We start from the raw sequence: 18325 nt of genomic DNA on the forward strand, positions 1-18325 counted from the left end.
TAATTAAGCGTTTTACCTAACAGTCTGATTATTCTTTAGTTATAAGAGACGGAACGATGCTTAAACCCAGCGATACATGGATCTGGTATATGGATGAGGATGAAAATTCTCTGATGCTGGATTTGGGAAATGAGATGGTTTTTAAAACCAATCTTTCCCGAAAACTCTTAGTTGAGTGCGCGATGGGTCAGAATAACTTCACAGTTGATGACGCGTCCGCGTTTCAAATCTATAAAGACCAAATTAGTACATTAGACCTTTCTGAACCACGACAAGCCGAGTTAGCTCTGTATTGTGTAGCGGCCAAGCGCTTTCATAAGCCGGTACAGCCGAAGAGTTGGTTCTTTGACCATCAGAATACCGTATTCGAGCCTGAAGAAGGCGAGTTGGTTCGATTGACGAACCAGCACTCAGCGGGGTTCTTTATTGTCTTAGAAGTGGGAGAGAGCGCGAGCTTGTGCGCGTTAGTCGATTTAGAGGCGTTTAACCTGACGTCATCTAAAGGGGTCCAGTTTGGTCAAAGTATTAAAGTGATGCATGATAGGATGGCTTCAGCACATCTCTACATGACGTCGCTAGAGCCAATCGCATTGGTTGGCTAGCAAGGGCGTGAGAACGCCAAAGAGGAAAAGCAGTGGTGCTTTATTCCAACGTTAAGATGCTCCATCAATAATAAATCGACCTTAGGGTCGATTTTTTTTGTTTGGAAAACGTCACCTCATACCATCGCTTTCATGGAAGCACCCTCATAAGGGCTTTCCCGTCACGACATATTTTGAAGGGCCGCAAATAATTGCGATAAATATCACTTAGTTTGCGCTCTGTTTTTCATCATAAAACCTCTATTTTTTCATCATTTATTCCTCATTTTATTTAATATGTAAGTAACTTTCATTAATTATACTTGCTTGGTATAGTCCAGTTTTGATGTGAATAAGTAGTCACTTCGGCCTTAAGCGATACGGGCATGAGTTGTATTTAAAAAATGGCAAAGTGAATCAAGAGGAGTGTTGTTTGTTTTCATATGATTAAAGCTTGCGCAAATAAACAGTAATCATGAGTAAAGCGGCTTGTTTGGTTAGTGAGATTTGGCTTTATCAGGTATAATTAGTGCCATTTTTCCGCAGTCAGACAAACACTATGAATCAATATCTTGCCGTTACTTCAAATGGGCTTGAGAACTTACTTGCTCGTGAGCTTGAGCAACTTGGAATCGAAACCGTCAATCCCGTCCAGGCAGGGGTGAAATTTAAAGCAACTAATGAGCAGATCTATCGTCTTTGCCTGTGGAGCCGATATGCTTCTCGCTTCGTTAAGATTCTCGCTGAGTTCACCTGTCAAGATGATATGGATTTGTACCTGTCTGCGTCTGCAGTTAATTGGGTTAACCATTTTCATAGTTCTAAAAAATTCATTGTGGATTTTAACGGCACTAACAATGAAATTCGCAATAGCCAATACGGCGCGATGAAAGTAAAAGATGCAATTGTTGATTGTTTCACTAAAAAGAGCCTACCACGTCCAAATATCAGTAAAGAAAACCCGGATGTGCGTATTCACGTACGTTTACATAAAGAGAAAGCGATATTAGGCCTTGATATGGTTGGTTCCGGTTTACATCAACGTGGGTACCGTACCGAAGCGGGTCGTGCACCATTACGTGAAACTTTAGCATCCGCTATTGTAGCTAGAAGCGGTTGGACGCCTGGTGGTAACTTATTAGATCCTATGTGTGGTTCTGGAACGTTATTGATTGAAGCCGCGATGGTTGCGGCCAATATGGCGCCAAGCGTTAAGCGCAAAAGTTGGTGTTTGGAAGCCTATGAAGACTTCCAACCTGAGCTGTGGGCAGAGATTAAATCGGAAGCCAGCGTGCAAGGTCGACGCGGTGTCAAGAAAACTGACAGCCGGTTTTGGGGGTTTGATAACGACCCTCGAGTAATACAAACGGCAAAAGACAATGCACGCCGTGCTGGTGTTGAAGACCTGATTACGTTTGCAGTGGGTGATGCGAGTAAATTGACCAAACCAGAAGGGTTTGGCGATGGCGTGATTATTTGTAACCCCCCTTATGGTGAGCGACTAGGGACCGAACCTGGTCTAATCGCATTATATACTGAGTTTGGTAATCAATTAAAAATCGAATTTGGTGGCTGTAAGGCTTCTATATTTTCAAGTTCAGATGATCTGTTAAGTTGTTTACGTATGCGTGCTGACAAACAATTTAAGTTGAATAATGGTGCGTTACCGTGTCACCAGAAAAATTACTCAATATCTGGACGCTCTGCAGGTGAACTTGCCGAAAAACGCACTGACCAAGTCATTGCCCCTGATTTTACCAACCGACTTAAAAAGAACCTTGCGAAGATAGCCAAGTGGGCTAAGCGTGAGGAGTTGGATTGTTATCGTATTTATGACGCCGATCTTCCTGAGTACAATGTCGCCATTGACGTGTATCAAGACCATCTTGTCATTCAAGAATATGCCGCACCTAAAGACATTCCAGAAGAGAAGACAAAACGTCGCTTGACGGAAATTATTCGCGCCAGCATTAACGTGACCGGTATTGAGACGAATAACGTTGTGATTAAGGTTCGTGAGAAGAAGAAAGGTTCATCTCAGTACAATCGATTAGCAACGAAATCTGATCGCATGGAAGTTAATGAATACGGCGCTAAGTTGATTGTTAATCTTCATGATTATCTTGATACTGGGCTGTTTCTTGACCATAAAATTACTCGTCGTAAATTAGGTCAAATGGCTGCAGGGAAAGACTTTCTAAATCTGTTCGCTTATACCGGCTCTGCTTCCGTACATGCAGCAGTTGGTGGTGCAAAATCCACCACAACAGTCGATATGTCCAACACTTATCTAGAGTGGGCTAAAGAGAACATGCAGCTTAACAACCAAGTGGGTGGGCAGCATAAATTTATTCAAGCGGATTGCTTGCAATGGCTAGAGAATGAAAATACGGACTACGATTTAATCTTTATTGACCCGCCAACATTTTCTAATTCAAAACGCATGTCTCAATCATTTGATGTTCAACGTGATCACGTCATGCTGATGGAAAATCTTAAACGTTTGCTCAGAGAAGACGGAACGATTGTTTTTTCCAATAACAAGCGTTTGTTCAAGATGGACCATGATGCACTTGCTCAAGTAGGGCTTGTCGCGAAGAACATTTCAGATAAAACCTTACCGCTTGATTTTGCCCGCAATAAGCATATTCATAACTGCTGGCTGATTACTCACAAGAGCTAAATGATTTAATGACAAAGGAACTGATTTTATACAGTACGGAAGGATGCCATCTCTGTGAGATGGCATCCGAACTGCTTCATAGCGTAGGGCTTTCTCTACAATTCGAAACAATTGATATAGCATTCAACGACGATTTATTTGAGCGTTACGGTGTCACTATACCTGTGGTCGCGACAAATACTTCAGAGCTAAATTGGCCCTTCGATATTTATCAATTACAACAATGGTTGAACCTCAATGGCATTACTTACCATTCATAATGGACAACTAGCATTTGGTGATCATCCTTTGCTAGACAAATCAGATTTTGCACTTCAAGAAAATGAACGTGTGTGTTTAGTTGGCCGTAACGGTGCCGGTAAGTCGACATTAATGAAAGTCATTGCCGGTGAAATCATTATGGACGACGGCAAACTGCAAATTACACAAGATGTGGTCGTTTCTCGTCTTGAGCAAGATCCACCCCGCAACCAAGAAGGCACGGTCGAAGATTACGTGGCAGAAGGGCTTGCAGAGGTAGGTCAAGTTCTCAAGGAGTATCATGCATTACTCGATCTGATGATGCATGATCCAAGCGAAAAAAACATTAACAAGCTTGCTCGCGTTCAGGAAAACCTTGAGGTTCTTGGGGCTTGGCGTTTTGAAGACAGAATCAAAAATATTCTTGCCGCATTAAAACTCGACGGAGCCACGCTGCTTACCGATCTGTCGGGCGGTTGGCAACGCAAAGCCGCACTGGCACGTGCACTGGTGTGTGACCCTGACGTTCTATTACTCGATGAGCCAACCAACCATCTAGACGTCGCGACGATTGAATGGCTTGAAACGTTTTTAAAAGATTTCCGCGGTTCTATTATCTTTATTTCGCACGATCGCGCCTTCATTAGTTCGATGGCGACACGTATTGTTGATTTAGATCGAGGCCAGTTAGTCTCATATCCGGGTAATTATGATCAATACCTGATTGAAAAAGAAGAAAACCTGCGTATCGAAGAGATGCAAAATGCAGAGTTTGATAAAAAATTAGCACAAGAAGAAGTATGGATTCGACAAGGTATTAAAGCCCGTCGCACCAGAAATGAAGGCCGTGTTCGCGCACTTAAAAAGCTTCGGGAAGAGAGAAGCGATCGTCGTGAGGTTCAAGGTAAAGTGAATCTTAACGTTGATGACAGCACGCGTTCAGGAAAAATTGTCTTTGAAGCAGAAGGGCTAAATTACGATATTGAAGGAAAGACGATCGTTAAAGATTTCTCTTTCAATATTATGAGAGGCGATCGAATTGCTTTGATTGGCCCAAATGGTTGTGGCAAAAGTACTCTAATCAAGTTGCTGCTTGATAAGTTGCAACCGTCTTCTGGAAAATTGAAGTGTGGTACCAAATTAGAGGTAGCTTACTTTGACCAATATCGAGAGGCACTCGATCCGGAAAAAACCGTCATCGATAACCTCGCCGATGGTAAACAGGAAGTCACGGTTGGTGGCCGTCAAAGACATGCGTTGAGTTATCTTCAAGACTTTTTGTTTGCGCCAAAACGAGCACGTACACCGGTTAAAGCACTTTCTGGTGGCGAGAAAAACCGTTTGCTATTGGCTAGACTCTTCCTAAAGCCTAATAATTTATTAATTCTCGATGAACCAACGAACGATCTAGATATTGAAACGCTCGAATTGCTCGAAGATTTACTCGGTAATTATCAAGGAACAATGCTGTTAGTTAGTCACGATCGTCAATTTGTTGATAATACTGTGACGACGAGCTGGATTTTTGAAGGTGAAGGGGTTATTGAAGAGTTTGTAGGCGGTTATCATGATGCTCAGCAGCAACGTTTGCAGGTCAAAGATGCCCGACGTGGTGTTGATGTTGTCAAGGTGACAGAAAAATCGCCAGTTGAAACGAAAAAGAACCCAACAGCGGTGAACTCCAAACCGAAAAAATTGTCGTATAAACTGCTGAGAGAGCTAGAAGCGTTACCCGCACTACTCGAGCAGTTAGAAGATGAACTTGGTACGCTACAAGAAGTGGTGAACGACGCCGAGTTTTTCTCAAAACCCGTTGAGGAAACTCAACCCGTATTAGATAAGCTTTCTGCTAAAGAGCAGGAGTTGGACGTTGCTTTCGAGCGATGGGAAGAGCTTGAAGCAATGCAACAGGAAAGTTAGCCTAGATGAGTTGTAAACAATTTAAAATTTCAATGATCGCTGCAAGCGTATTCGCTGCAACCACCGCACATGCCGCTTTATACAAAGTAGTAGAAGTTGATCCAACCGCCAGCATTCAAAGTGATGGTATCTATGACGCGACTTACACTGAGTTTTATGGCTCAGCAATAGCGAAAACAACCGACGATCTCTCTTCATCGCCGATGGGCTGTTTTGATGACGGTCGCAGCTGTCCGGATTATACGCTTTATGGTGACTCAAGAAATGGGTCAGAAGGGTTTTCTTATAGGGATGAAATTCCACATAACCTTGATGTTAGCTTTTATTATACGGATTGGAATCGAAATCGAGATTATTGTCGTTCTGAATTGGGTTACCAGACTTGTGACCCGGCTTGGACCGATAAAATGTGGCACAGTTTTAGTTCGATTGGTGGATTAAAGCGTGAAAGAGACGCTTATAATGCAAGTGAGTATAAGTCTAATGCCCAAGCCTTCTCCGGCAATGAAACAAGCGCTGTAGAGAAACTATCTGTCGATCCAACGTCAATATATAAACCTGGTGATATTCAAGTAGCAGAAGCTAACTCAGCAAATATTGTTATCAATAACCTTGATGCTGAAAAGACAATAGGCACGACCAGTTCAGGTTACTTTAAGCTGGATTCAGGCAAGTTGGCCACTGCCTATAGACAACGTGGTTACGTATTTGATGGTACAAATACGACGATGCTTTTACCTATTGCCGATAGTGGTAGTGATCAAGAAAAGCAGATTACGACTCAAATGGGCCGCACAATGGCCTGGGATTCATTTACAGATAGCGGTAGTACTTATTATGTCGGTAGTGCCGCAGTAGGTCCATTCGATTATAACGATGACAATAAAAACTGGGGAGGCGACCTAAATAACTGCCTTTCAGGCGATGACCCAGCAGCAAAACGTGAGTGTCAAAATTTTGCGTTTGCGTCCAAAGCGGCCGTTTGGTCTTCAGATGGCAGTGCCGTAACTGCAATATCAGGTTGGAATAATGGTACCTCGCGAAACGTCGATAAAAAAGCCATGCAAGGCAGTGTTCGTGGTGCGGTTGTTAGTAAAAACCCTAACGTTTTTAACGGCAAACCAGTACTCGTTGGTTTAAACAGTTATCAAGACGGAAGTAATGTTTTCGTTGAGGCTACTGTGTTTAGACCAAACGATACACCGATAATGGATGGTAATGCTTGGTCACCATCTCGGATCAGTCGTTCGACGATTAAAGACGGCGATGATTTCATTTACAGCAACTCAGTCGCTACCGACATCAATGAACAGTTAGTGTTAATTGGCGAAGCGAAGCGACGTGGCGATAAGCGTGAAAACGGCGCAGCGGCAAATCGAATGTTCCTATCTCAAGTGAACAGTAGCGGCGGTGCATCGGCCCAGTACTTCGACGAACTGAATGGTAATAGTGGTATCTTTTTCCGTGGTGTCGGCGGTAAGACTGGCGCAATCAATAACTTCAACGAAATTGTCGGTGCCGTCGATGCTGAACAAGCGACGGAGTTCTACGGTAAAAAGCGTCGTCAACGTGGATTTATTTACCCTTACAATGCAACGGGAACTGATGCAAACCGTCGCGCTGTATTCCAAGACAAACCTTGGTTGCTTGATGATTTGACTAATGGTGGAGCGGACAGTGCATCGAACAATAAGTACCGTATTATTGATGCCGCTGATATCAATGATGATGGCGTGATTGCCGCTACCGCGCTTAAGTGTGAACCTGGTTATGATTCGACAGGCCATAACTCTTATTGTGGTAATGGTCAAACGCGAGAAAAAGTCGTCGCGGTGAAGTTGATCCCGATCGCAAATGCAGCAGACCGCTCAATTGTAACTCGCTCCTTAGATTCTGTGCCTGTTGAACGTAAAGGTGGCAGCTTAGGTTGGATCGCAATGATTTTCTTAGGCTTCTTGGGGTTACGCCGTAACAAGTAAAGTCGTCTAATGATCAGCCCAGGTTTACTTCTGTAAGTCTGGGCTTTTTTACACCTTGAGTTCTGGTGGAAAGTAGACAATTATTACTAGGGAGTCAAAAAAACTCCACCAATCTTTAATACTAGAAGGCTAACACACAGTTGGTCTTGTATAGCGAGGACCGCACTATGAAGAGACAAAAGCGTGACCGTTTAGATCGAGCTCAATCCCAAGGATACAAAGCGGGGGCGAACGGTAAATCTATGGAAACCTGTCCATATCAACAAATGGATGCGAAGTCATATTGGCTTGGCGGGTGGCGCGATGCGCGGGATGATAGACATTCAGGACTTTTCAAATAGTCGGAGTAGAATTAAAACATGAAGGTCTCAGCGGAGGCCTTTTTGTTATGGTTCTAATGCACTATAACTTAATTCGTTTGGTTAAAATAAAACGGCCAATACAGCCGTTTTTAATAACCCATCAATTAGAAGCTAGACGTGTCTTTAAACAAACCAACTTTCAAATCTTTCGCTACGTAAATCTCTTTACCGTCCACAAGTACACGGCCGTCAGCGATGCCCATTACGAGTTTTCGATTCACGACACGTTTTAGATGAAGTTCGTAGGTGACTTTTTTGGCAGTTGGCAAAACTTGTCCCATAAACTTAAGTTCGCCCACACCAAGTGCACGACCTTTACCTTCGCCACCAACCCAGCCAAGATAAAATCCAACAAGTTGCCACATCGCATCTAAGCCCAAGCAACCTGGCATGACAGGGTCGCCGATAAAGTGGCAATCAAAAAACCATAGATCAGGTGTGATATCTAATTCTGCAACAACAAGGCCTTTACCATAGTCACCTTCAGTTTCTGACATTCTAGTGACGCGGTCCATCATTAACATATTTGGAGCAGGTAACTGAGGGTAACCTTCACCAAACAACTCACCACGGCTAGAGGCTAAAAGATCTTCACGAGTATACGAATCACGTCGGTTTTGCATTTTTAAATTACTCCAAATTTTAATATAAGCATCTTAGAGAACACGTGTAAGCTAAACAACTCCGACCACAACTAAATGAACCAGTTTTTAATCTTTTCTAACATGGTTTCAGGAAGTTCGAGTTTCTCGAAGTTTTCAATACGCTCGGCAATCTTACTTAAGACACTTTCTTCTGATTCACTTTTAAATGGCTTGCCAAGAAGTAATGGAATCACTTCATCCACATGGGAAACCGCCCAGATGTGGAATTGACCATTTTTAATACTTTCAACAACCTCTGTACTTAACGCAAGATGCTGTACATTGGTTTTGGGTAAAATAACACCATGTTGGCCTGTAAATCCTTGGTGCTTACAGACACTGTAAAAACCTTCTACTTTTTCGTTTAAACCGCCAACGGCTTGTACTCGACCGAATTGGTCAACAGCGCCCGTGACCGCGATTTGTTGGTCAATCGCATAACCGGACAATGCGCTGACTAACGAACATAACTCTGCAAGAGAAGCGCTATCACCATCAACTTCACAATACGATTGTTCGAACACAATAGAAGCAGAATAGGGTAGCGGAGCATCTAAGTTTAATTCTGAACTCACAAACGCTTGCATGATCATCATGCCTTTGGCGTGGATGTTACCACCTAAGTCAACTTTCCGTTCGACATCTGCAATGTCGCCATCTCCAAAGTGGACAACACAAGAGATACGAGCGGGTTCACCATAAGAGAGTGGGTGGCCAGGCATATCGATAACAGTAAGGCCATTAACTTGGCCGACTTGTTCACCTAGCGTCTCGATAACGACTTGTCCTTCTAGGATGTCGTCTACCGCACGTGTTGGCAAATAAGCCTCACGATAGCGCTTTGCAACAATTGCAGACTCAATATGACCTGCAGAAATCATTTGGTTAGAGCAATACGATGACGCTTCTCCCAAAACAGCAAGATGCCAATCAAGAGAAAGGGGGACATATTGTTTGTCTTCAGTTTCGCGAGCACCTGCTTGCAGCAATCGGAGATAAGCGGATGTATCTAAGCGGTAATCACCAAGATTATTGGTGACTAATTGTTTCACAAAGCCAAGGTAAAGTTCGATAGAGTCTGTGTTGACTTTGAAATCACTTTCCAGCTCCGTGTACTGCATGAATCCTGAGCGATATTCGGCTTCAAGGTAATCAAAATCGGCGAGTTGGTCTCTATCTCCGATGATAATTAGTTTGAAGTCGGATGAATAAATCGGTTGTTCAATTTGGCTGTTTAGAGCATTGATGGGTGTTGCTTCAAGTTGCGCGCCCTGGAGCAATGCCTTTGTATTACTCCAGCTAATCACAGAAGATAAAACCGTGTTGGCAGAAGCTAACAAAATACCATTATTCGATTGGTGAATTAGGCCTTGTTTCGTCTGTGTTAAACCGTCGGCGATGTCATATCGATCAAACAGTATTTCTGAACGTGCATCCTGGGCGACAATGACGTGTTCTCCCAAGCTACGTAGTTCATCTGCAATGAGCTTACGATAAGCTAAACTGCCACCATCTTTAATGACTAACACCTTAGAGAAGCAAGCACTTGAGGCGAAATATTGTACAGTTTGTCTCAACCTAGGTTGCAGGTCGAATAAGGATTTTGGAGCAATGTTTAAAACATTATCTAACGCGGTTTGAAACTCATCATATTGCGGGCAGACATCTTGCCAAAGGACTTGATTCATTGTTTGGGGACTTAGTTTAGATTTGCATGGAGTATACAACGATTTGATAACTAAAGTTAGTCAATTGGACGTAAATCAACGAGATTAGATTCTCACTTTGAACTAGGAAAGATTGAGAAGTCATGCTAACTGGGTTACGCTGTCACGCTAATCAACGCAGAGGCAAATGTAATGAAATACCAACAACTTGAAAACTTAGAGTGTGGTTGGAAATGGCAATATTTGTCAAAAAAGTATCGAGACGGAGAAAACATCACACGATATGTCGATACGAGTGAAATTGATGCGGCGATTTCACAGTTAAAAGCCATTGAAAATGAACCAACACTTGTGTTGGATTGGATTGGTCAGCATATGTCATCCGATGTTGATAACAAGCTGAAGCAGGCCATTAGAGCGAAAAGAAAACGTCATTATAATGCTGAGCAGATCCACACCAAAAAGAAGTCCATTGATTTGGATTTTCGTGTTTGGGAAAAGTTGTCTCATAGAGCAAATGAGCTTGGATGCACGCTTTCTGAAGCTATTGAGTACTTGTTGAGTGAAGCATCTCGAAGCGAGAAAGCAACACAAACAGTGAGTAGTTTGAAGGAAGATTTAAGTAAACTACTTGATGATGAGTAAATAAGGAGGCTTGTACATGTTGTATGTTATTTTACTTGGTGCGCTATTAGTATTTTGGTTGGTTGCAATAGACCGACCAGTACTCACCGTTCAAATATCAGATGGAAAGCTATTGAAAATAAAAGGGCATATACCACCTTCATTCCATCATAACCTTAAAGATATATCTGAACGTGATCATATCACGGGAATATTGAAAGTATACCAAACACGTTCTGGCATGCTATTAAAATTCACAAAATCAATTAATAAGAAAAGTCAGCAAAGAATCAGGAATGTATTTCCATACCAGAACTTTAAATCAAAAGGGCAAAAGAAATCAAGGTAGTAAAGATCTACCTTGATTAGCTCTACGAGTCGCTTTACGTCTGTGCTGCGATTTCGCGTTCATCCCATATCCTCATTAGCGTACGACGAGCATCTGCATCCAGCATTTGTATTCGCCTACAAGTCCAGTTTTCTGCAACGTAGTCCGCCATTTCAAGTGAAATAGGGTTGTTGTCTGTTAAATAGGTGTCTAGTGCTGATTCTGCTTCTAACAGAGAAAGCCCTTCGGTATCCCACTTTTTAATTCGTGTATAACTTGTTTCAAACCACATCAGAGGTAGTGTCATAGAATGTTCCTTTTCTATATTTAGTTATTCGGTCTCTGTCCGACCGTTCATTTATAGAATAATCAAAATAATCACGCTGTAAATAGTATTTGTTAATAAAAGCGAATAAAAATAACTAAAAACATAAACTCATTGGCAGGTTTTATTTATATGCAGTTAAGTATAAATATTAAATTTAATTACAGTTATGATATCAAGGAATTTACTGGTTTTGTGAATATTAATTGCACGCGTTCGACTTATAATGGTGACCTATAATAGACAGGGTAGACTATGGTTTACTTATATTAATTTCCGTTGCAAATATTATTTCGATAAAGATGTAATGCACTATAACTAATTTACTATTAAAAATTATTATACCGTCATTTCGTTGGGCTTGATGACAGCAATGGTGGTCAGATAATCGCTTACTCTCAATTACTCAGCTTACAATGTGAACAACATTGCTCTGCGCAGTAAGTTAGAGGTGTTTGCGAAAGTCAGCATCCGTTATAGCGAAAAGCATCTGAAGGAAATTAGAACAGATGAAAAATCCGATTGGTCGAGCACGTCGATACTTATCGATGGTGTTATTCACATTAAGGTTTATGGGGTGACGGGGTTATATTAAACCGTCAGATGAATAAACGCTTATGTTCCGAACCCTAATTCTCTTCATCATTATTGCCGTCTTATATTAGGGAAATAAAGTCATTGAATCACACCTCTATCACGGGGTACGTAATAACAACCCGCTCAATATTTGTATTAGCTCGAACGCTTGGGTAGGAAAGATGACGCGTCTTGTGCATACCATGTCAATTATGGAAATCGGGCATTACTACTGTGCTCAAGAGGCGGCGCCTCGCGTGAACAAACAAGACTTAGCGTTACGGGTGACCTCGGCGGTCATTACAACGCTATTAAACTCATGGCTATATTACAAATCATTCTCTTTAGCAGGATAAACCGAGGAGCAATCGGTGTGACCCTGTAACTCGACTGATTCTCTATGTTCATCGCGCCATATCCTTTGGATTAAATCCTCGACTCGTGGGCGTAACAATTACCTCCGTACTTCAGCGATTTAAAAAACGCGCTAGTAGCTGCTCAGCCATAGAGTTGATGGAAACAGTGTTATTAAGCCAGCGCGTACTGGTTAAAATCAGCGATGAAGTAGGGAAGCCAGGCGTTGGCTTGGGAGCTGTTGCACAGATGAGTTCTATCGCCAGTCCTTTCAACAAGGGCCATTATTGGGCCTGGGACTTGACCTAGTTGTTTGTGTTTCTGCTGATTAATTCGAAAAATAGAGTGCTTGTCACTGTAAAATGTTATGGGTTTTCCGTGCTCATTGAGGTATTCACGTGTGGTCAAACACGGATTCTGTTTCAGTGAATCTTAGGTTCATCAAACGACCAGTCGTATCACCAGTGAACACCAATAGGCAGCATTTGTCACTGAGGCCTTCAAACCAATCATGATCGGAGCGATCAATTTGGATAAGTTCACCCAAGCAATCACGACGCTGATAGACCCGAGGTTTGCGTTGTGAATGTGGAATTCACAGTCCGTCGGCGATCATCCATTGACGGAGTGTTTCTTTGGATACTGATAGATTGTGTAGTTCAGTCAGTTTTCCCAGAGCGAACGTTGGTGAGAAGTCGGAGTAATGCTCACGAATAAGTTTCAGTATTTCAATTCTGAAATGTTCAGAGTAGTGTCGATTACTCGGGCATGTGTGTAAGACTTTGAGCGCCAAGAGAGACAAGTTTGTTCTTTAAACGCGGATATGACACACAGACAGATTCAAAATGATAGCAGCGTCAACTTGGCGTAGTCGTTTTTCACGTACGTCAGTAGGAACCTTGAATCGATGACTATCTTTTTCACTCATAGTAATAAGCATCCGTATAACTCCTAAGCGGAGCAATATAGGTAAGCCTAGGAGGACATTTTAAAATGGCTCAAACCGGACACTACTAAATTGCTCTTACACTGTGGTGCGTATTATCTATCTTATGTTAAATGAGGGTTTGTACATTGTGGCTCTAACTGATTCCTTACGTTCCCTATCTTCTTGTTAGCGCTTTCATCACACGCTATTTAACCATAACGCTATTTACCATAAAATACCTAATAATCACATTAACGTAATCTAGCGATTACGTTAATGTGATTATTAAAAAGATACTGCGTTGTAACTAACCGATACGTTAGCCACAACGCTATTGGCTTCTAAACTAGATTATCGTCCACATCGGATTGTGGATTGGACGCTGAGTTATCATCAGTGCCAAAGCTTCCTGAATCATCAGTAAAATCAATATCAACTTGGGTATTGTCACTTTGAGTCCAGTCGCTCCCGTTAGTTTGTTGTAGCGAAGAAGTATCTTGCGTTTGCTGTGTCGACGATTGCATTGAGTATTGGTCATCAATATCCAGTTGCAACGTGCCTGACGCGCTATCCACTGGTGAGTCTAACTCATCATAACCTTGGAACGTCAGCGTCGCTTGTCCTTCGAAATCATCACCTAATACAAGTGTAACCGGTTGAGTTAGATCTCCGGATATGGTGTATCCGCCTTCACCGTCATTAAGAGCACCATTGATTTCCGCACCTTCTGGTAAATCACGAATGACAATATGTTCTACGCCTTCTGCTGAGCTGACATCATCAGGAGCATTGATATTGATTTCATCTCCCGGTGCTGCGGTGATGTCGGATTGGTTGATTGCTGTCTCACTATTTTCACTTTCTGTATCATCTACTCGCATTTCTGATGGTGTATGTTCTGTCCCATCGGTTTCAACATGTAAACTTGTGGAATAAGTTTGTTCTTCTTCGTCATTTTGTATCAACGCCGATACCTCAATGTCACCTGAAAACCCTTCATCGGGCCAGAATGTCCATTGGTCATCGTCAGTAGATATGATCGCACCTTGATCGCCTATATAACTAAGCTCATTTATCGTTGAGTCCTCGGCCAGACCTAAGCTTAAAAGCACATCTGAGGCCTCAATATCTATAGAGCCATCTTCGGATTGGTGCAACGCTTGTTCATTTTCGATCGTAGTTTCTACGCCAATATTAAAATGGCTTTGAACGCTATTTTCACCATCACTAGCTATAAAACCTATCTGTGCTTGGCCGACGTAGCCTTCTGCTGCTGTGAATTGATAATTGCCCTGCCCGTCAGATTCAATTAAACCTTGACCTTCAAGCAATGAGACAGATTCAATGTTTAAATCCTGATTATCATCAGAAGAAATCGTTGCTAGCATGTCGGAGTCATTAAAACTAATCGATTGGCTTTCTTCTACCTCCGCTTCGCCTATTCCTTGAATAGTTGAAATGTTACCCATGGAAGATTCTGAATCAAACACTCTTATGTCACTTTGTTCATCGTATAAAATACCATCTTTTTCTATAACATAAGCAAAGTCCGCGCTGCCTAAGAAGTCCGGTGATGGCGTGAACGTCCAACTTCCATTATCGTTCTGGACGAGAGTACCGGAGTCTGGGTTTATCAAATGAACCATTTGAATGTCATCGTTAGGGTCGGCATCAACGTTTTGAGCCATATTGATCAAATCATCGTGATTTAGAGTAATGGCGTTCCCTGATACCAGGTTAAAGTCACCTCCAACCTGAACCTCATCATTTTGCTCAGGTTCATCACCATAGTCGACGGTCGTCGCTGAAACCGTGACAAAGAAATTGCCGTTGAAATCATCGGGTGGCGTCATCTGAAGGTTATCAACATCCCAGTGTGTGATATTGATAACTTGTCCTGGTTCAGAAATGATTACGGTATTATTCCCATCACTGACCTCAAACCCTACTGGGTAACCAGTCATCATTAAATTGCTTAAAAACTCTGAGTCATCAATTAGGTTAACATCAAGATTGAGGTAACCCGCGGTATCTTCAGAAAAAACAAGCGGTCCCTCGTGGGCGGTCGTAATGACAGCGCCATCGGCAATGGGTCTAACGAAAATAGGTACGTCAAGTGCGGTCTCAAATTCACCATCGGAAGCGATCACTTTAAGCTCTGATATGCCCGCAAAGTTCTCTGTTGGTGTAAAGGTCCAGGTGCCATCTCCGTTGTCCGTTACCTCCCCTCCATCTTCATTATCAGGCATAATGACTCTGGATATGACAAGTTCATCGGTATCTATGTCACCAAATAAGTTCATCATATCCGATGTATCAAAGGTAAAAGCCCCGTCTTCACTCGTGGTTAGGGATGCATTACCAACAGTAAAAGGTTCATCATTGACAGGGATGACATCAACATTCAGAGTGCCTTGGGCTGTAAGTTCGCCGTCTGAAACAAGATATTCCAGTTCAACAAGGCCATTAAAATCTTGGCTCGTGACAAGGTGATACATTCCATCAGGTTGCTGTTGAAGCGTCGCATTCTCTGGTGCTCGAACATTCAAACTCTCTAGCGTAAGAGTATCACCATCAAGATCGGTAGCTTGATTAGTAATGAAACTTGGATCAATGATCAGAAGTTGGTCTTCATCCGTTGACATCGTGACGAGCGGAGCATCAGGTGCATCATTAATGGCTTGAATATCAACCCTGCCCTGTGCTGGCGTTAATACCGTACCGTCATCGATATTGAAGTTAAACGGTACTTCACCGTTGTAGTTTTCATTCGGAGTAAAAGACCATGTACCATCTTGATGATCAATGAGATCTCCAAATGTAGCGTCGATGGCTAGGTCTTTAGCGGTAAGTGTGTCTCCATCCACATCTTGAGCTAGTGCCAATAAGTCACTTTGCGTTATATGAATAATTTCATCTTCGTTAGACGCTAACAACACCGCCTCTGATGTTGCCGCGTCGTTCACTTCGCTGACGGATAGGTTAAATGTGTTGTCGATTGTAAACTCGCCGTCGCTTATTTTGTACGAAAGTGCTAAATCTCCATTAAAGTCTTGGGATGGCGTGACGGTAAACGTGCCATCATCATTATCGACGACGGTCGCATTAGGATCCGATGTAACTAAATCGGTAGCGATCAAGGTGTCATTATTTTGGTCACTAGCATGTTCTAGTAGCATGTCTTGTGTAACGATAATGGAATGATCTTCATCGACCGTGGAAGAAGTTGCCTCAGACTCAGGGGCATGTTCACGTGCATCAATATGGATCGATTGGGTCGTCAGAGAAGTATCTTCGTTATCCATTTCGGTAGCGGTAGCGGTGATTAGGACATCAAACTCACCGCTATACTCGTTAGGCAGGTTAATTAGTACGGGTTCATTGAGCGCTACAATGGGAAGAATAATTGGTGTTTCGTCAGATACGGTCACTTCCCCTCGGTAAATTGAGGTGTTGGTTTCTCCAAGGTCGATAGTAAATAGGAAATCGCTGTAGTCGCGATCTCCCCCGTTAAACATGTCTTCAATTCCGTATACAAGTTCATCATTATCATTAAAATACGTGCGCGAATGGTCGATACCATCTTGGTTTAGATTTGAACTCGAACCACCGTGGAATATAGCATCGCCATGCTGACTTTGGATGACAGACACTTCGCCACTGTCCTCGACAAATACAAGTTGAGGGTCGATAGAATCGGTAGTGGCTGGTGTACCATCTGCGTTTCTGAATTCATAACTACCCTGACTAAAGCTATCAAAATTATTATGATTATAGCCATTAGGGATCACGAATAGATTAAAGCTATCACCTTGGGGTAAGTCGAAGGAAAATGAGGATTCTCCAGGAATTAAATTACCCCCACCGCCAACTTGGGAGGCATTTTCATACACCACTTCTACATCTTGGATCTGGCCATTTTCATCAACTTTGTAATACCCAACTGCATTTCTAAACCCTGCGGTTTCTCCTTCAAACGTAACCGTTATTTCAGAATCAACATAACTTGTTATCCCGTCATCTTGGTTGTTTAATACGGTTTGGTTGTCATAATGAATGGTTGAACCTACTGGAATTCCTGACACATCAACCGTCAGAGACTCCGAATCATCTAAGTCGGTAAGTGATGCGGCAATGTTCAGTTCTAATGTGTCATCTGGGTCGACTTTTAAACCTTCAGCGTTAATGACTTGCCCTGCTGCAGCAGTAACGACAAGTTCTGGCGCGTCAGCAACGCTGTCTACGTTAACTTTGATGACTTGAGTCGCCTCAGAGAGACCATCTGATACCGTGTACGAGAGTTCAACTTGACCTGAAAAATTTTCGCTAGGCGTAAACGAATAAGACCCATCGTCATTATTAATCAGAACGCCCTGGTCACCTTGATACCCGACATTAATAATCGAAAGATCGTCGCCATCAATATCACTGGTGTTTTCAAGCAAATCAGTGTCGTAAAAGACGAGCGTTCGATCCTCATCGACGTTAAGTGACACTTCGGATGCTACAGGACCATCATTGACTGGCACAACGTCAACATTGATCGCTGCACTTGAAGTGCTTGAACCATCAGAAACGTCGAAACTAAGATTTAAACTGCCGTTAAAATTCTCATTGGGAGCAAACGTATGAGAACCGTCATCGTGGGTGGTTAATATACCATCTCCCCCTTCATAATGGACGCCGCTGACCGTTAAATCGTCGCCATCTATGTCTGTTGCGCTCACTAGCAAGTCTTCATTAGTAAATCTCAGTGTACCGTCTTCGTCCATGCTAAAGTTTTGGTCGTAAATCACAGCCGCATCATTGACCGCGGTCACCGATACATCAAGTTGAGCCGGTGATACTCCACCATTTCCGTCATCAACGGTGTAGTCAATTTCAAAGTTGCCGTTGAAGTTTTCATCTGGCGTGATGGTATACGTCCCATCGCCGTTGTCTGTGATCGTGCCATTAGGCATACTAATATCAGAAATAGTGACGCTGTCACCACCGCTTTCTGCGTTGTCAGTATCCTCATCAGGCGTAGCAAACAATGACGCGATATCTACCCCATTGTCTGCATTGGCCGCTTCTTCACTGGTGGGTAACGTGAATGCCGTTTGGCTGCCCAC

The 18325-nt window shown here is 42.7% G+C and carries 14 protein-coding genes; 9 read left to right on the plus strand and 5 right to left on the minus strand.

What is annotated here, in order from left to right:
• Positions 1 to 56: 56 nt before the first annotated feature.
• The 6 genes from ACE1OE_RS15230 (at position 57) to rmf (ending at position 7744) form a co-directional block, all read left to right on the plus strand.
• Positions 57 to 602 carry a cell division protein ZapC gene (locus ACE1OE_RS15230; protein ID WP_449211559.1) on the plus strand — a complete coding sequence of 182 codons (546 nt, stop codon included), beginning with the start codon at positions 57 to 59 and terminating at the stop codon, positions 600 to 602.
• A gap of 538 nt (positions 603 to 1140) precedes the next feature.
• Positions 1141 to 3264, plus strand: coding sequence for a bifunctional 23S rRNA (guanine(2069)-N(7))-methyltransferase RlmK/23S rRNA (guanine(2445)-N(2))-methyltransferase RlmL (gene rlmKL, locus ACE1OE_RS15235; RefSeq protein ID WP_449211560.1), 2124 nt, complete (start codon positions 1141 to 1143; stop codon positions 3262 to 3264).
• 8 nt (positions 3265 to 3272) lie between these two features.
• The gene (locus ACE1OE_RS15240) at positions 3273 to 3524 is read left to right on the plus strand and encodes a glutaredoxin family protein (protein WP_102467778.1); all 252 of its coding nucleotides are present in this window, start codon (positions 3273 to 3275) and stop codon (positions 3522 to 3524) included.
• Positions 3502 to 5424, plus strand: coding sequence for an ABC transporter ATP-binding protein (locus ACE1OE_RS15245; RefSeq protein ID WP_372062750.1), 1923 nt, complete (start codon positions 3502 to 3504; stop codon positions 5422 to 5424). Before ACE1OE_RS15240 ends, ACE1OE_RS15245 begins: the two co-directional genes overlap by 23 nt.
• Positions 5425 to 5429: 5 nt before the next feature.
• On the plus strand, positions 5430 to 7403 hold the full coding sequence (locus tag ACE1OE_RS15250; protein ID WP_449211561.1) for a DUF3466 family protein: 1974 nt from the start codon (positions 5430 to 5432) through the stop codon (positions 7401 to 7403).
• A gap of 167 nt (positions 7404 to 7570) precedes the next feature.
• Positions 7571 to 7744 (plus strand): ribosome modulation factor, encoded by a 174-nt coding sequence (gene rmf / locus ACE1OE_RS15255; protein ID WP_102467775.1) that lies wholly within the window; start codon positions 7571 to 7573, stop codon positions 7742 to 7744.
• Positions 7745 to 7869: 125 nt separating this feature from the next.
• On the opposite strand, the gene fabA is transcribed toward rmf, so the two are convergent.
• Both fabA and ACE1OE_RS15265 read right to left on the minus strand, forming a co-directional pair.
• Positions 7870 to 8388, minus strand: coding sequence for a bifunctional 3-hydroxydecanoyl-ACP dehydratase/trans-2-decenoyl-ACP isomerase (gene fabA, locus ACE1OE_RS15260; RefSeq protein ID WP_102467774.1), 519 nt, complete (start codon positions 8386 to 8388; stop codon positions 7870 to 7872).
• Positions 8389 to 8459: 71 nt separating this feature from the next.
• Entirely contained in the window at positions 8460 to 10097 is a 1638-nt protein-coding gene (locus tag ACE1OE_RS15265) for a S16 family serine protease (RefSeq protein ID WP_449211562.1), read from the minus strand.
• Positions 10098 to 10268: 171 nt separating this feature from the next.
• Here ACE1OE_RS15265 and matP point away from each other — a divergent pair, with 171 nt between their 5' ends.
• On the plus strand, positions 10269 to 10721 hold the full coding sequence (gene matP, locus ACE1OE_RS15270) for a macrodomain Ter protein MatP (RefSeq protein ID WP_102467772.1): 453 nt from the start codon (positions 10269 to 10271) through the stop codon (positions 10719 to 10721).
• A gap of 16 nt (positions 10722 to 10737) precedes the next feature.
• Positions 10738 to 11049, plus strand: a complete 312-nt coding sequence (locus ACE1OE_RS15275; RefSeq protein ID WP_102467771.1) for a DUF3634 family protein — start codon at positions 10738 to 10740, stop codon at positions 11047 to 11049.
• A gap of 34 nt (positions 11050 to 11083) precedes the next feature.
• Here the strand turns inward: ACE1OE_RS15275 and ACE1OE_RS15280 are convergent, their stop codons facing one another.
• Complete coding sequence (locus ACE1OE_RS15280; RefSeq protein WP_102467770.1) at positions 11084 to 11335, minus strand: hypothetical protein; 252 nt, start codon at positions 11333 to 11335, stop codon at positions 11084 to 11086.
• A 776-nt stretch (positions 11336 to 12111) separates the two neighbouring features.
• Between ACE1OE_RS15280 and ACE1OE_RS15285 the strand changes: the two genes are divergently transcribed.
• Positions 12112 to 12285 carry a hypothetical protein gene (locus ACE1OE_RS15285; RefSeq protein WP_449211563.1) on the plus strand — a complete coding sequence of 58 codons (174 nt, stop codon included), beginning with the start codon at positions 12112 to 12114 and terminating at the stop codon, positions 12283 to 12285.
• An 809-nt stretch (positions 12286 to 13094) separates the two neighbouring features.
• Here ACE1OE_RS15285 and ACE1OE_RS15290 read toward each other — a convergent pair.
• Together ACE1OE_RS15290 and ACE1OE_RS15295 are read right to left on the minus strand one after the other, a co-directional pair.
• Entirely contained in the window at positions 13095 to 13223 is a 129-nt protein-coding gene (locus ACE1OE_RS15290; protein ID WP_449211564.1) for a hypothetical protein, read from the minus strand.
• Between the two features lie 329 nt (positions 13224 to 13552).
• Positions 13553 to 18325, minus strand: a 4773-nt coding sequence (locus tag ACE1OE_RS15295) for a tandem-95 repeat protein (protein ID WP_449211565.1), incomplete at its 5' end; no start/stop codon positions are given.

This window comes from Vibrio sp. E150_011 (assembly GCF_053544015.1).

What these genes read in the sequence shown, in the direction of transcription:
- ACE1OE_RS15230 (WP_449211559.1), top strand. Translation starts at nt 57, where the DNA reads ATGCTTAAACCCAGCGATACATGGATCTGGTATATGGATGAGGATGAA.
- rlmKL (WP_449211560.1), top strand. Translation starts at nt 1,141, where the DNA reads ATGAATCAATATCTTGCCGTTACTTCAAATGGGCTTGAGAACTTACTT.
- ACE1OE_RS15240 (WP_102467778.1), top strand. Translation starts at nt 3,273, where the DNA reads ATGACAAAGGAACTGATTTTATACAGTACGGAAGGATGCCATCTCTGT.
- ACE1OE_RS15245 (WP_372062750.1), top strand. Translation starts at nt 3,502, where the DNA reads ATGGCATTACTTACCATTCATAATGGACAACTAGCATTTGGTGATCAT.
- ACE1OE_RS15250 (WP_449211561.1), top strand. Translation starts at nt 5,430, where the DNA reads ATGAGTTGTAAACAATTTAAAATTTCAATGATCGCTGCAAGCGTATTC.
- rmf (WP_102467775.1), top strand. Translation starts at nt 7,571, where the DNA reads ATGAAGAGACAAAAGCGTGACCGTTTAGATCGAGCTCAATCCCAAGGA.
- fabA (WP_102467774.1), bottom strand. Translation starts at nt 8,388, where the DNA reads ATGCAAAACCGACGTGATTCGTATACTCGTGAAGATCTTTTAGCCTCT.
- ACE1OE_RS15265 (WP_449211562.1), bottom strand. Translation starts at nt 10,097, where the DNA reads ATGAATCAAGTCCTTTGGCAAGATGTCTGCCCGCAATATGATGAGTTT.
- matP (WP_102467772.1), top strand. Translation starts at nt 10,269, where the DNA reads ATGAAATACCAACAACTTGAAAACTTAGAGTGTGGTTGGAAATGGCAA.
- ACE1OE_RS15275 (WP_102467771.1), top strand. Translation starts at nt 10,738, where the DNA reads ATGTTGTATGTTATTTTACTTGGTGCGCTATTAGTATTTTGGTTGGTT.
- ACE1OE_RS15280 (WP_102467770.1), bottom strand. Translation starts at nt 11,335, where the DNA reads ATGACACTACCTCTGATGTGGTTTGAAACAAGTTATACACGAATTAAA.
- ACE1OE_RS15285 (WP_449211563.1), top strand. Translation starts at nt 12,112, where the DNA reads ATGACGCGTCTTGTGCATACCATGTCAATTATGGAAATCGGGCATTAC.
- ACE1OE_RS15290 (WP_449211564.1), bottom strand. Translation starts at nt 13,223, where the DNA reads ATGCTTATTACTATGAGTGAAAAAGATAGTCATCGATTCAAGGTTCCT.